This is a genomic window from Bacillus sp. FSL K6-1284, assembly GCF_038002625.1.
Lineage (GTDB): Bacteria > Bacillota > Bacilli > Bacillales > Bacillaceae > Bacillus > Bacillus paralicheniformis.
This window is the reverse complement of sequence record NZ_JBBOCW010000001.1, coordinates 2,880,413-2,893,406: the sequence shown is the minus strand read 5'-3', so window position 1 is coordinate 2,893,406 and position 12,994 is coordinate 2,880,413. Positions and strand designations below refer to the sequence as shown.

The following is a 12,994-nucleotide window of genomic DNA, read 5'->3' as shown; positions in this document are numbered from 1 at the left end:
ACAGTATCTTTTTCTATACCATATGAGGAAAAGTATAGTATGTAAAAAAAAAGTGCGTACTATTAATGGAATTTTCCCCTTGTTATACTCTTGATGTAACAAAATATGAAAAGAATAATCCGCGGAATTCTTAATTCAAACAGGAGTGATTGTAAGTGGAATTACAGTTAGCATTAGATTTAGTCAATATACCGGAAGCCATCGAAGTAGTAAAAGAAGTAGAAGAATACATTGATATTGTAGAAATCGGTACGCCGGTTGTGATAAATGAAGGACTCCGTGCAGTGAAAGAGATGAAAGCCGCTTTCCCGAATTTGAAAGTGCTGGCAGACCTTAAAATTATGGATGCGGCGGGGTATGAAGTGATGAAAGCATCAGAAGCAGGAGCCGACATCATCACCATTTTAGGGGCTGCTGAAGACATGTCTATTAAAGGCGCTGTAGAAGAGGCGAAAGCGCAAGGGAACAAAATCCTGGTGGATATGATTGGGATTAAAGACATCAAATCGCGTGCTAAGGAATTGGATGAGCTTGGTGTCGATTATATTTGTGTCCATACCGGTTATGACCTTCAAGCCATTGGCCAAAATTCATTTGAAGACTTAATGACGATTAAAAATGTTGTGAAAAACGCTAAAACGGCTATTGCAGGCGGAATTAAATTAGATACACTGCCCGAAGTCGTTAAATTAAAACCTGATTTGGTTATTGTCGGGGGCGGTATTGCAAATCAAGACGATAAAGCTGCGGCAGCCGCAAAAATGAAGCAGATGATCCAATAAACATGAAGACTTATGATTATGTAAAAGCGATCATCGCAGAGCTTGATCATGCAACGTCTCAAAATCAAGCGGAAGGTATAGAAGACTTAATATCCACTATCTTGTCTTCTGAAAAAGTGTTTGTTTCCGGTGCTGGCCGCTCTGGTTTAATGGGGAAATCATTTGCTATGCGATTAATGCACATGGGGATCAATGCGTTTGTAACAGGGGAAACCGTAACACCGGTATTTACCGAAAAAGACTTGCTTATTGTGGGCACAGGATCAGGGAAAACGGAAAGTTTGCTTCATATGGCGGAAAAGGCAAAAGATATCGGAGGCACTGTAGCGACAGTTACGATCTCTCCAGATTCGCCGATAGCTGAAATATCTGACCTGATACTGGAGCTGCCCGGCTCCCCAAAAGATCAAACGACAGGCAATAAACAGACGATACAACCGATGGGCTCGCTTTTTGAACAGACTCTTTTATTGTATTATGACGCTATCATATTGCGAATCATGGAAATGAAAGGGCTGAATACTCATAACATGTATGGAAATCATGCCAACCTTGAATAATAGAAAATCGCCATCCGTAATCTTGGATGGTGATTTTTTTGTATACAAATCTGTTTTTAATATATCATTTACATCTATATTATATTTTTAAAATGTGGATAACGTAAACTGGAGCAGGGACTAAATGGATATATGAAGAAAGGAGCTTATTATGCTTACAAGTTTTAGCTTGGTTGGGTTTATCCCTTTATTTGTTTTTATTATTTTCATCATATTCGTGTTGAGAAAGCTTGTCCCTTTTTTTAAGAAATAAGTAGAGTGTTGATAAAGAAGGAGGCGGTCTTCGTAATTTCCGCCTTAACCGCATTCGATTTCATTTGACTGGAAGACAAAAAAAGCATTTTCTGATCATATTATTGTCATGTTTTGATTAACTATTATGTACATACTCATCTCCTAAAGAACGGGTGTCAACTAATTTTTAATAATACAGACCTTATATCTTCGATACTGATAAAGCAGATGAAAAGATGATCAATTGTTGAATATATTTTGGTTATGTGTTATGTTTTTATCAAGTTAGCAGACATTATTTCTTGTTATTTTGCTAACGAAATTTAAAATGATCAAAAAGGGGATAAACAAATGCCATTATTACGTTTCGATCTAATAGAAGGCCGTGATGAACAAGCATTACAAAAATTATTAGATACTGCACACGATGCGATGGTAGAAGCGTTTAGCGTTCCGGAGAAAGACCGCTATCAAATTGTCCATCAGCATCCGGCGAATGAGCTTATTATCCAAGATACAGGCTTGGGATTGAATAGATCAAAGGATCTGGTTGTGATCAGCATCACCAGTAAAACAAGAACGGAAAGCCAAAAAGAGAAATTGTACGCTTTACTTGCTGAAAAGCTTGAAGCGGAATGCGGCATTTCACCTGAAGATGTCATGGTGTCCATCACAAAAAATGGAGATGCCGATTGGAGTTTCGGCCTCGGCGAGGCGCAGTTTTTAACTGGAAAGCTATAAGCGGGCAAAAGGAATGTTGACAGGGACATCTGAATCCCTCCGGAAAAGCTTAAGCTGCTGACGAGACGTCAGCAGCTTTTTTTCTTTATATTTCTCCGGGTTTTCTCTTATTTGCTCTTGGCCATTTGTGGTGCATCACATATTGAGTCATCGTGTTAAAAATAACCGCCCATTGGTTTTCGGTGAGCGTTCCAACGGTTTTTTCATTGTTGATTTTTAGACTTTTTCTTAAGTGTTTCATTTGACGCGGGGTAAAAATTCCGCGTAAAGCAACACAGAAAGGGGCTTGCGGCTCCTTTAGCGCATATTCAGCAAGCCCAAGAAACGCAATGTAATGTTTATGTGATAGAGGCGCTTCTTTTTTTCGTGTTATTCTGACCATTGCCGAGTCCACTTTTGGAGGGGGAGAAAAATGTTCTTTCGATATTTCTCTGACAATGCCAATATCAAACCACATTCTCCAAGCTAAAACATAGGAATTTTTAATGAATTTTGATGTGAAACGTTTAGCAGCCCCTTTTTCCATTACGATGATCCCTTTTTGAAATCCGCTTGCAGGATTGTTCAAAAGCATTTTCATGATGGGGGTTGTGATGGCATAGGGAATATTAGAGACCACCACAAACTTTTCTTTTGGTAAATGAATCTTCATGATATCTTGATGAATAATTTTCGTATTTGAATGCTGTGCCGTTTTACGTGTGAGTATATCAACGAATTTAGAATCGTTTTCCACTGCCAATACCTTACCGGCTTTTTGACTTAGCACAGTTGTCAAAGCCCCTTTTCCCGCTCCTAACTCTAAAACCGTATCGTCTATGCTAATATTTGCCCGATCCACAATTTCTTCAATTAATTTTTTATTATGCATCAAATGCTGTCCGGAAAAATTCGGATATTCCCCGCGCTTTAACTTTTTTCCTCTGTACTTATGATTTTTTTTCTTCATGTTTCCTCTTCCTCTCATCATAAAAAATCACAGGCGGTCTGCCTGTGATTCAGAGTAAAGGGAAGAGCCATCCTTTAAGGATGAATCCACGGTATTTCCATAACCAAATAAGCCTTTCTCAGCCGTTTGAAAAAAGGATTAAACAAAAAAGAAAGGCAGCACGATCCGCCTTTCTACAAATTACAAATTTTATATGCAAATTGAAGATTATTAAAAAAGGACAGACTGATCCCGTTTACTCTGCATACACAAACAGAGCCTTTGAACGTATTTAATTACTGGTTCAAAGTTGGGAAACGAAGTCTCATTGAGTGTGTCATTTTTTAATAATCCTCCTGAAAAGTTAAAGTTACGATCTCATTGTAGGGCATTCTTTGGAAAACGTCAACGTCTGGAATTTTCTTCTCCTTACGAATATCGCAGGGGTTAACCAGGCAGTGTTAAGAATAGGAGTCTGCTAACATTGAAATTATAGATGTGATTGTCTATAATTCAAAATACAAATCGTAATATTTATGATTTGTAAATAACTCATAGAAAAGTGGTGCAATAACATTGAATCAGTCATTCGCATTCTCACGGCATCGCAGACTGCGCTCAACACCGGGTATCCGGGATTTGGTAAGAGAAAATCGGCTTTCCGCTGACGATTTCATATATTCTCTGTTTGTCTAAGAGGAATGGCGGTCAAAAACAACCCCTTTCTGCTTGTTAAAATGTTTCACATAATAAATATAAATGATATGCAGAGGAAATTTAGTTTTTATCAGACTTAGAAACAAAACAGCCGCTAAAAAAGATGAGGATCATGATGTACCGTTTATGGAGAGCAAAAAACAAATAAAGTTGATTTGTATTGATTAGATGAAGCGAAAGAGCATGATAATGGAATCAAAGAAATGAATTTAATTTACAGAGGGAAGTGAAAGCATGGATTTTGAAACGGTTATGAAGGAACTTGAAGCGCTGGGTACCGAAAATATGAAAAAAAGATACATAACGAATGGTGCACACGAACCGCTTTTTGGTGTGGCTACAGGCAAAATGAAGCCGCTCGCAAAGAAAATCAAGAAAAATCAGCCTTTGGCGGAGCAGCTTTACGCTACGGGGAACTACGATGCCATGTATTTTGCCGGCATTATTGCTGACCCAATCACAATGACTGAAGCTGATTTCGAGCGCTGGATCGATGCGGCGTATTTTTATATGCTTTCTGATTATGTTGTTGCCGTAACTTTGGCAGAAACCGATTTTGCGCAAGCTGTCGCAGATAAATGGATTTCAAGCGGTGAAGAGCTTAAAATGTCGGCAGGCTGGAGCTGTTACTGCTGGCTTTTAGGTAATCGACCGGACGATGAATTTAATGTGACCAAAATTGCCGGTATGCTTGATCAGGTGGAACATGCGATTCACGATTCTCCGGATCGAACAAAATCGGCTATGAATAACTTTATCTACACAGTCGGGATTTCATATTTGCCGCTTCATGAAAAGGCGGTTGAAACCGCAAAAGCAGTAGGCCCGGTCGAACTCAGGCGAGGCAAGAAAAAAAGCAGTATCCTGAATGCTTCCAAAAATATTCAAATGGATATTGATAGAGGCCGTCTTGGTTTCAAACGGAAATATGTAAGGTGTTAGCATAGTTTTCAGTAAACCATCTAAAAATAAATAGGAAGTGGAATATGGAAAATAACGTTTTTGAACAGATGGCAAAACGATATGATACAGAAGAAAGAATTGAATTAGCAAAAGTGATTGTTGATGAAGTAAGACAGGAATTGCGAAATAGTCAATCAAAATCTTTAATCGACTATGGGAGCGGTACGGGTCTCATTAGTTTAGAATTATCAGATTTAGTGCATTCTATTTTGCTGGTCGATTCATCCAAACAAATGCTGGAGGTGGCTAATGCTAAAATTTCTCGCAAAGGAATTGCCAATGCAAAAGTGCTTTATTCAGATTTTACCGAAGAAACTCCTGAACTGAAGGCAGACATCGTTTTAATGTCACTCGTCCTTCTTCATATTCCGGATACGGATAAAATTTTACAAGAATTGTTCGGTGTTTTAAATAATGGCGGAAAGCTCATGATTATTGATTTTGACCAAAACGATAAAATTCAACATCCGAAAGTTCACAGCGGTTTTTCGCACGAAGAATTGAAAAAAAGATTATCCGATGTTGGATTTAAATCAACTGAAATGAAGACATTCTATCACGGACATCGTATTTTTATGAATCAAGATGCCTCAATGTTTATATCCAGTAGTATAAAGTGATTTCTTGTTTTTTTGAAATGAAATAAAGGAAGCCGGAAAAACGATCCGGCTTCTCATGCGGCACATCTTCTTCTTCAGCTTCATATTCTCCGCCCGGTAAAATTCATGAAACATCCTCATCGATCCCGTTTTCCGGGTTCGGACACATGGCTCCATTGTATGTCGAGATCCTTTGCGATTTCCCGTTCTGTGTTCTCTTTTTTCAAATCAAGACCGAAGCGTGTGGTGATGGATTCTTTTTGTCGGCCGTCCGAGACGTCGATGTGCACAAAGTTGATAAATCAGCTTGTTTCTTATTTTTAGGAGATAAGAAGTTAACTTTTGTGCTTGACTTTATACCCTATGGGGTATAATATTACTTCGTAAGCGATAAAGAAAGTTTATAAGGTGGTGTCAATAAAATTAATGATTTAGCTATATCATTTCTGCTTATCATCATTCGAACGTTATGATCCTATAACCGGATGAAAAAAAGCCGCAGATATGGCAATCATAGATATGCGCGATTAAACGATGTACCCGATCTATCAGAAGATTTTATTTTAAACATTCCCATACGCGTATCTAAAACGTTTTTATTTAGAGATTCCGCGTGATAAGATACACATAATAGCTCGTTACAGGGTAGAATTTAATTTAGGCGTTCGTTGTCTAAAGCGCAAAGGTATTCTTGTGAACAGTTATGAATTGGCAACTTGCAAAGCGGAAATTAATAAAAGAAAGGATTTTAGCGATATGGAGTATGATCAAAAGATTAAAAATCGTTTGCGCCGGATAGAAGGACAGATTAAAGGTGTATTGACGATGATGGAGCAAGGAAAAGACTGTAGAGAAGTCGTCACTCAATTGGCAGCATCTCGTAATGCAATGGATAGAGCATTAGGTGTTATTGTGAGTACAAACCTTGAACATTGTGTTCGTGAAAGCTTGGAACAGGGAGAAGACACATCCAGCTTAGTAAAAGAAGCGGTCGACTTATTGGTAAAGAGCCGATAAAAAATTCATCAACCTATAATTTAAGGTTGACGAATTTATATATGTTTTATAATATACCCCTACCGGTATTTAACGAGTTGGCTAATAGCAGATCTTCAGAAAAAATTTTTAATCTCCATATACCCCTATAGGTATATGGAGGCTAGGAGGTTAAACATGACAGAACAAACAAAACGTACAACAATTGTTTTATTTAGCGGAGATTATGATAAAGCAATGGCGGCCTATATTATTGCAAATGGTGCTGCTGCCTACGATCATGAAGTGACGATTTTTCATACTTTTTGGGGATTAAACGCTTTGCGTAAAGAAGAACTTGTTCCAGTGAAAAAAGGGTTTCTTGAAAAAATGTTTGGAAAAATGATGCCTCGCGGTGCTGATAAGATGGGTTTATCTAAAATGAACTTTGCGGGTGTGGGTCCTAAAATGATTAAAAATGTTATGAAAAAGCATAACGCGCTGACATTGCCACAGTTAATCGAGATGGCTCAAGACCAGGATGTGAAGCTTGTAGCTTGTACGATGACAATGGATCTTCTTGGTTTGCAGGAAAAAGAACTATTAGATGATATCGACTATGCCGGAGTAGCAGCTTATTTAGCAGATGCTGAAGAAGGTAATGTCAACTTATTTATCTAATGGAGGGAGGATAATAAATATGATGGATCGCGGCGCAATCATGACTGCGATACTCATTTTATTGATACTTTGGATTGTATTTCGCCGTTTTTTACCAATTCAAGGTGTCAAACAAATAACAACTGCTGATTTACAGTCAGAATTGAAAAATAAAGACAAACAGTTTATCGATGTACGAACACCCCGTGAGTTCCGGACAAGGCATATTAAAGGGTTCAAAAATATTCCCTTGTCTGACTTGCCTCGCCAAACTGATCAGCTTTCGAAAGATAAAGCCGTATTTGTGATCTGTCAAAGTGGAATGAGAAGTTTAAAGGCAAGTAAAGTATTGAAAAAACAAGGATTTAAACATATCACAAATATAAAAGGCGGCATGAATGCGTGGCATTAACACCGATTTTTTATCTGATGGTATACCCCCACCCCTATAAGAGAGAAGGAGGAAAAAATGATGAAAGCAAATATTGTTCTAGACGCTAAAGGCTTGGCGTGCCCAATGCCTATCGTAAAAACGAAGAAGAGAATGAAAGATGTAAAAGCTGGTGAAATACTAGAAATTCAAGCAACAGACAAAGGTTCTACGGCAGACCTGCAAGCATGGGCAAAAAGCACAGGGCATGAATATCTAGGTACTGAAACAGAGGGAGAAATACTTCGTCATTTTCTTCGAAAAGGAGGAAATTATTCATCAGAAAATGCATCTTTAATTCCCGAGATTTCATTAGAAGCCTTCAAACAGAAAGTGGAAAGTGATGAGCCTCTTAATATTTTAGATGTCCGCGAGGCAGAGGAGTATGAAGAAGCTCATATTCCAGGTGTAGTGCATATCCCTCTTGGTGAAGTGGAAAAGCGCTCTAACGAGTTAAACAAAGATGATGAAATTTATATTATCTGCCATTCGGGAAGAAGAAGTGAAATGGCAGCCCACACGATGAAAAAACAAGGATTTAAAAAGGTGATTAACGTTGTCTCCGGTATGCGTGAATGGACAGGACAAACAGAAAAAGGAGGTATGTAAACATGGCCGTACAAGCACTTACCGCAAATGAAGTGACACAAAAAATCTTTAACAAGGTACCTTTGTTTATTCTGGATGTACGTAATGAACATGATTTTAGCGATTGGAAGATTGAAGGGCATGATGTTGACCATTTAAATGTACCGTATTTTGATCTTTTAGATGGCGTAGAAGATATCTTAGAGAACATTCCATCCGATAAAGAAGTGCTAGTCGTATGCGCAAAAGAAGGTTCATCCGTCATGGTATCTGAAATGCTTTCTGAAACAGGTCTTTCTGTATCCTATCTTAAGGGGGGGATGAAAGCATGGAGTGAGCATTTAGAGCCGGTAAAAGTCGGGGATTTACAAGACGGCGGTGAAGTGTATCAGTTTGTTCGAATCGGGAAAGGCTGCTTGTCATACATGGTCATTTCCAATGGTGAAGCAGCGATTATCGATGCGACACGCATGGCGGATGTCTTTATAGATTTTGCTGAGGGAAAAGGCGCAATGATTACTCACGTATTTGATACACATCTTCACGCAGACCATATTTCAGGCGGCAGAATCATTGCTGAAAAAACAAAAGCAACCTATTGGCTGCCGCCGAAAGATGCTGAAGAAGTGGTCTTCGATTATCAACCATTGGAAGAAGGAAATGATATCATCATCGGAAATACAAAGATTAAAATTCAACCGATTTATTCTCCTGGGCACACCATTGGCTCCACTTCTTTCATTGTCGATGATCAGTATCTTCTTTCAGGAGATATCTTGTTTATCGATTCCATTGGCAGACCAGATTTAGCAGGTATGGCAGAAGATTGGGTAGGAGATTTAAGAAAAACGCTTTATAGCCGCTACAAAGCGTTATCGAAGGATTTAATCGTATTACCGGCACACTTTATGATCATTGATGAGCTAAATGAGGATGGAAGTGTTGGTCAAAAACTAAGTACATTATTTACCGAGAACCATGGTTTGAACATTGCGAATGAAACAGAATTCAGACACCTGGTGACAGATCATTTGCCTCCGCAACCTCATGCATACCAAGAAATTCGTGAAACAAACATGGGGAAAATCAATCCTGATGAAGAAAAACAGCGTGAGATGGAGATTGGGCCAAACCGATGTGCAATTCGGTAACACAAGTTTCTATCTAAAAAGAGGAGAGATGAATATGAAATCAGATAAAGTATTAGACGCAAAAGGACTGGCATGCCCAATGCCAATCGTCAGAACAAAGAAAGCGATGAATGAACTGGAATCAGGTCAAATATTAGAAGTTCATGTAACAGATAAGGGAGCTAAAAATGATCTTGATGCTTGGTCTAAATCTGGCGGACATGACCTTTTAGAGCAAACTGAAGAGGGCGATGTACTGAAAGTCTGGATTAAAAAAGGCTAATGGATGTAAAAGGGTATCGAATCAAAAGATACCCTTTTCCTTTGAAAAGGAGGAAACCAAAGTGGATATTGCCTTTATGATCACGATTTTCATGATAGGGTTTATTGGCGCTTTTATTTCCGGAATGATTGGTATTGGCGGATCTGTTATTAATTATCCTATGTTGTTGTACATTCCTTCTCTAGCGGGAGTGATGTCATTAACAGCCCATGAAGTTTCAGGGATAGGAGCGATTCAAGTGTTCTTTGCAACACTTGGCGGTGTTTGGGCTTATCGTAAGAGTGGTTTTTTAAATAAACCATTAATCACTTACATGGGAAGCAGTATCCTGATTGGGAGTGTATTGGGAAGTTACTTTTCTCATCGTTTATCTGAACAAGGAATGAATTTCATATACGGAATTTTGGCTATTATAGCTGTTATATTAATGTTTACACCTAAAAAAGGACAAGAACATAGGGAAGGCGAAGAAATCACATTTCAAAAATGGTTAGCTTCGTCCTTAGCCTTTATTATTGGCGGCGTATCAGGTGTTTTAGGAGCTGGCGGCGCTTTTATCTTAGTTCCTATTATGTTATCGATTTTAAATATTCCTGTAAGAATCACCGTTGCTTCATCTCTTGCGATTACGTTTATTTCCTCTATCGGCGCAACAGTTGGAAAAGTAATGACCGGACAGGTGCTTTTTGGGCCGGCTCTGGTTCTTATGATCGCTAGTTTAATTGCATCTCCTCTTGGCGCAAAAGTTGGACAAAAGGTAAATACACAATTCCTGCAATGGGTTTTAGCTCTATTAATAGCAGCGACAGCCATTAAAATCTGGTTAGGATACCTTTGAAAATGAAAGCCCCAACAGGTTCAATAGTCGATTGCTTTCATGTTAGGAAACTCGATCGCATTCAATCATCGTTTCAAGCGCTGGATGACATTCTTTTTAATAATGGCGATTTGGACAGGTTTAAATAGTTGTGAAAAAACTTATTGGTTTAATGGGTATTATGGGAGTTAAACAATTATGAGTCAATAAGATGAGCACTTTCCCTTCTCTGGCCGGTAAAACTCTTGATCGGTGCCCGTTTCTCACAAGGATTCTGATATTCGTTATTATGATGACAACAGTGAAAGTTTAGGTTGATATTTTAAATTCATATTTAAGATAAACAGATCAGAGAAAATTTCATTTTAAAGGAGGAATTGGATGAAAGAGATTACAGAGCTGACTTCAATGGTGGCAATTGAGAAGTTTATAACCGGTCATAAATTAAGTTTTATATATATATCAAGGCCTCAATGTACAGTATGTCACGCTGTTCTGCCGCAGCTTAGAGGACTGTTGACTCGCTTTCCAAAGATTAAATTAGGGCATATCAACGCTGATAGAGTGGAGGAGGTTGCCGGCAAGTTTTCAGTCTTCACAGTTCCTGTGCTTCTTTTGTTTATTGAGGGAACCGAATGTCTAAGAGAAGCGCGTTTTGTTCATTTTGAGCAGCTTGAACAAAAGTTAAAAAGAGTCTATCAGTTGTATGAGGAATAGATAGCTAAGGGAGGGTCCATGATGTGTCAAAACCCGACTCGGTATAAAGAAGAAGGAATCTCAATGGAAAGCGGCTATTTAAGGCAGATCTTCGACCATTTGCAGGATGGAATCATCATGATGGATCAGGAACGCCGAATTCTGGTGATGAACCCGTCCGCAGAGAAGATGACGGGATGGAAATTAGGGGACAAGGTTCCGTATTGTTCCTACTGCCAAACGAGAAAATTGGAAGCGGGAGAAGCGCGTTGTTATTTGCTGGCCAAGCGAGAAGTTCCTTATTTTCTCTCCTCGATGCCCACCTATGAAGGGCGATTCGTCGACATGGAGATGAGTACGGCTGTCATTTCTGAAAACGGCGATCAAATGGAAGTTCTTTTGGTCCTGAAAGATTTAACGATGAAGAAAAAGGAAGAGGAAGCCAGAATCTCCAAGCTGGTTCTGCAAAAAACGTTAGAAGCTCAGGAAAACGAACACAAGCGGCTGGCCCAGGAACTGCACGATGGTGTAGGGCAATCGCTTTATTCGGTCTCAGTTGGCATTCAAGCGATTCAATCGCGCATGGAGCAGGAAGAAACATTTAGAGAGTACATGCAGGAAATCATCGATGAATTGGAAAAGGCGATCCAAGACGTCAAGCTCTACGCTCTCCAGCTGCGGCCGCACAGTCTCGATCAGCTGGGGCTGATTCCTGCTGTCGAGCACCTTGTTTCCAGCTTAAACAAGACTCATCAGGATGTTTCTATTACGTTTGCCTCAAGCAATGTCAGCAATCGCTTGCTGCCGATTTTGGAAATCAATTTGTACCGCATCATTCAGGAGGCGCTGCATAATGCCCTGAAATATTCGCAGGCGACACTTATTGAAGTCATACTGTACAAAGAAGATGGTGAGCTCGTTTTGATGATTCAGGACAATGGCATTGGTTTTGAACGCGGCCTGACAGAAGAAGGCTTGGGGTTCAAACATATGAAAGAGAGAGTCGATCAGATGGAAGGAAGTCTTCGAATTCACTCCGCACTTCAGAGAGGTACGACGATTAAAGTGAAAGTACAGGATAAGGAGGGGAGGGGGAGTGATCAGGGTATTGCTGGTCGATGACCACATGATGATTCGCAAGGGCATCCGTGTCCTTTTGGAAGGTTTTTCTGAAATCGAGATTGCGGGAGAAAGCAACAATGGCAACGAAGCCGTTTTTAACACCGCACAGTTGAAACCGGATGTCGTGCTGATGGATTTGTCGATGCCGAACGGGTTGGACGGATTCACAGCGAGCAGTGAGATCCGAAAGTTGAATCCTTCTGTTAAAATCGTGATTTTGACAATGCATGATGAGGAAATTTTTGTCCAAAAAGCAATAGAGGCGGGGGCGCATGGCTACGTCTTGAAAAACAGCCATTATCGGTTGCTTTATCAGGCGATTGTCGAAGTGTACAGGGGCAATCTCTTCTACAAAACATCTGTATCGCAAGACATCATTGATCAATGGCTCAATTCAGAGCCCAAAAAGCCGACCTCTGTATTAACTGTCCGCGAAAAGGAGATTCTCAGATTCATTGTGCTGGGTTATGCCAATAAGGAGATTGCCGATAAACTCTCAATCAGCGTCAAAACCGTCGAAAACCACAAAACGAATATGATGCAGAAGTTAGATCTGGACTCGAAACACGAATTGATTCAATATGCGATCAAAAATAAATATCTCGATCTGTCGTTGTAACATACGGCCCCTTAACCTTGGCAGCTTGGGAAGACGGGGCTCAAATAAAAGTAGGGGAGTTCCCCTATACAAAAAAAGGAAGATGGATGGTAACTTAAAAAACGAGAGACACATCTTTAAGACAAACAGCAACTTTTTAAAACAAAAGGT

General features: G+C 39.5%; 18 protein-coding genes. 16 read left to right on the top strand and 2 right to left on the bottom strand.

From position 1 onward, the window contains the following. The first annotated feature begins 155 nt into the window (after positions 1 to 155). The 3 genes from hxlA (at position 156) to MHB72_RS14840 (ending at position 2,317) form a co-directional block, all read left to right on the top strand. Positions 156 to 782, top strand: a complete 627-nt coding sequence (hxlA, locus tag MHB72_RS14850) for a 3-hexulose-6-phosphate synthase (RefSeq protein ID WP_003183787.1) — start codon at positions 156 to 158, stop codon at positions 780 to 782. A 2-nt stretch (positions 783 to 784) separates the two neighbouring features. Next, positions 785 to 1,342, top strand: a complete 558-nt coding sequence (hxlB, locus tag MHB72_RS14845) for a 6-phospho-3-hexuloisomerase (RefSeq protein WP_216919950.1) — start codon at positions 785 to 787, stop codon at positions 1,340 to 1,342. A 585-nt stretch (positions 1,343 to 1,927) separates the two neighbouring features. Next, positions 1,928 to 2,317, top strand: coding sequence for a tautomerase family protein (locus MHB72_RS14840; protein ID WP_216919951.1), 390 nt, complete (start codon positions 1,928 to 1,930; stop codon positions 2,315 to 2,317). 85 nt (positions 2,318 to 2,402) lie between these two features. Here MHB72_RS14840 and erm read toward each other — a convergent pair whose 3' ends face one another. After that, positions 2,403 to 3,266: a 23S ribosomal RNA methyltransferase Erm gene (gene erm / locus MHB72_RS14835; RefSeq protein ID WP_216919952.1), complete on the bottom strand. Its 864-nt coding sequence runs from the start codon at positions 3,264 to 3,266 to the stop codon at positions 2,403 to 2,405. Between the two features lie 275 nt (positions 3,267 to 3,541). Then, entirely contained in the window at positions 3,542 to 3,586 is a 45-nt protein-coding gene (locus MHB72_RS22915) for an erythromycin resistance leader peptide (RefSeq protein WP_105980607.1), read from the bottom strand. Positions 3,587 to 3,821: 235 nt separating this feature from the next. Between MHB72_RS22915 and MHB72_RS14830 the strand changes: the two genes are divergently transcribed. From MHB72_RS14830 to MHB72_RS14770, 13 genes are all read left to right on the top strand, one after another. Beyond that, on the top strand, positions 3,822 to 3,941 hold the full coding sequence (locus MHB72_RS14830; RefSeq protein ID WP_315897772.1) for a hypothetical protein: 120 nt from the start codon (positions 3,822 to 3,824) through the stop codon (positions 3,939 to 3,941). Positions 3,942 to 4,196: 255 nt separating this feature from the next. After that, the gene (locus tag MHB72_RS14825; RefSeq protein WP_216919953.1) at positions 4,197 to 4,904 is read left to right on the top strand and encodes a DNA alkylation repair protein; all 708 of its coding nucleotides are present in this window, start codon (positions 4,197 to 4,199) and stop codon (positions 4,902 to 4,904) included. Between the two features lie 44 nt (positions 4,905 to 4,948). Beyond that, the gene (locus MHB72_RS14820; RefSeq protein WP_216919954.1) at positions 4,949 to 5,545 is read left to right on the top strand and encodes a class I SAM-dependent methyltransferase; all 597 of its coding nucleotides are present in this window, start codon (positions 4,949 to 4,951) and stop codon (positions 5,543 to 5,545) included. A 735-nt stretch (positions 5,546 to 6,280) separates the two neighbouring features. After that, positions 6,281 to 6,541 carry a metal-sensitive transcriptional regulator gene (locus MHB72_RS14815; RefSeq protein WP_059231383.1) on the top strand — a complete coding sequence of 87 codons (261 nt, stop codon included), beginning with the start codon at positions 6,281 to 6,283 and terminating at the stop codon, positions 6,539 to 6,541. Between the two features lie 156 nt (positions 6,542 to 6,697). After that, complete coding sequence (locus MHB72_RS14810) at positions 6,698 to 7,180, top strand: DsrE/DsrF/DrsH-like family protein (protein WP_059231381.1); 483 nt, start codon at positions 6,698 to 6,700, stop codon at positions 7,178 to 7,180. 22 nt (positions 7,181 to 7,202) lie between these two features. Beyond that, positions 7,203 to 7,571: a rhodanese-like domain-containing protein gene (locus MHB72_RS14805; protein WP_216920281.1), complete on the top strand. Its 369-nt coding sequence runs from the start codon at positions 7,203 to 7,205 to the stop codon at positions 7,569 to 7,571. Between the two features lie 57 nt (positions 7,572 to 7,628). Next, entirely contained in the window at positions 7,629 to 8,198 is a 570-nt protein-coding gene (locus tag MHB72_RS14800; protein ID WP_216919956.1) for a sulfurtransferase TusA family protein, read from the top strand. A gap of 2 nt (positions 8,199 to 8,200) precedes the next feature. After that, positions 8,201 to 9,328, top strand: coding sequence for an MBL fold metallo-hydrolase (locus tag MHB72_RS14795; RefSeq protein WP_216919958.1), 1,128 nt, complete (start codon positions 8,201 to 8,203; stop codon positions 9,326 to 9,328). Positions 9,329 to 9,362: 34 nt separating this feature from the next. Continuing rightward, positions 9,363 to 9,590 carry a sulfurtransferase TusA family protein gene (locus tag MHB72_RS14790; protein WP_216919961.1) on the top strand — a complete coding sequence of 76 codons (228 nt, stop codon included), beginning with the start codon at positions 9,363 to 9,365 and terminating at the stop codon, positions 9,588 to 9,590. A gap of 61 nt (positions 9,591 to 9,651) precedes the next feature. Then, positions 9,652 to 10,428, top strand: coding sequence for a sulfite exporter TauE/SafE family protein (locus tag MHB72_RS14785; protein ID WP_216919962.1), 777 nt, complete (start codon positions 9,652 to 9,654; stop codon positions 10,426 to 10,428). A gap of 360 nt (positions 10,429 to 10,788) precedes the next feature. Beyond that, complete coding sequence (locus MHB72_RS14780; RefSeq protein WP_340903163.1) at positions 10,789 to 11,124, top strand: thioredoxin family protein; 336 nt, start codon at positions 10,789 to 10,791, stop codon at positions 11,122 to 11,124. 18 nt (positions 11,125 to 11,142) lie between these two features. Beyond that, positions 11,143 to 12,225: a PAS domain-containing sensor histidine kinase gene (locus MHB72_RS14775; RefSeq protein ID WP_216919967.1), complete on the top strand. Its 1,083-nt coding sequence runs from the start codon at positions 11,143 to 11,145 to the stop codon at positions 12,223 to 12,225. Then, entirely contained in the window at positions 12,200 to 12,844 is a 645-nt protein-coding gene (locus MHB72_RS14770; protein WP_216919970.1) for a response regulator, read from the top strand. Before MHB72_RS14775 ends, MHB72_RS14770 begins: the two co-directional genes overlap by 26 nt. The last annotated feature ends 150 nt before the right edge of the window (positions 12,845 to 12,994 follow it).

Excerpts from the sequence above, each read along its gene's own strand:
- hxlB (WP_216919950.1), top strand. The coding sequence starts at position 785 with ATGAAGACTTATGATTATGTAAAAGCGATCATCGCAGAGCTTGATCAT.
- MHB72_RS14825 (WP_216919953.1), top strand. The coding sequence starts at position 4,197 with ATGGATTTTGAAACGGTTATGAAGGAACTTGAAGCGCTGGGTACCGAA.
- MHB72_RS14805 (WP_216920281.1), top strand. The coding sequence starts at position 7,203 with ATGGATCGCGGCGCAATCATGACTGCGATACTCATTTTATTGATACTT.
- MHB72_RS14820 (WP_216919954.1), top strand. The coding sequence starts at position 4,949 with ATGGAAAATAACGTTTTTGAACAGATGGCAAAACGATATGATACAGAA.
- MHB72_RS14780 (WP_340903163.1), top strand. The coding sequence starts at position 10,789 with ATGAAAGAGATTACAGAGCTGACTTCAATGGTGGCAATTGAGAAGTTT.
- MHB72_RS14775 (WP_216919967.1), top strand. The coding sequence starts at position 11,143 with ATGATGTGTCAAAACCCGACTCGGTATAAAGAAGAAGGAATCTCAATG.
- erm (WP_216919952.1), bottom strand. The coding sequence starts at position 3,266 with ATGAAGAAAAAAAATCATAAGTACAGAGGAAAAAAGTTAAAGCGCGGG.
- MHB72_RS14810 (WP_059231381.1), top strand. The coding sequence starts at position 6,698 with ATGACAGAACAAACAAAACGTACAACAATTGTTTTATTTAGCGGAGAT.
- MHB72_RS14840 (WP_216919951.1), top strand. The coding sequence starts at position 1,928 with ATGCCATTATTACGTTTCGATCTAATAGAAGGCCGTGATGAACAAGCA.
- MHB72_RS14815 (WP_059231383.1), top strand. The coding sequence starts at position 6,281 with ATGGAGTATGATCAAAAGATTAAAAATCGTTTGCGCCGGATAGAAGGA.
- MHB72_RS14790 (WP_216919961.1), top strand. The coding sequence starts at position 9,363 with ATGAAATCAGATAAAGTATTAGACGCAAAAGGACTGGCATGCCCAATG.
- MHB72_RS14795 (WP_216919958.1), top strand. The coding sequence starts at position 8,201 with ATGGCCGTACAAGCACTTACCGCAAATGAAGTGACACAAAAAATCTTT.
- MHB72_RS14800 (WP_216919956.1), top strand. The coding sequence starts at position 7,629 with ATGATGAAAGCAAATATTGTTCTAGACGCTAAAGGCTTGGCGTGCCCA.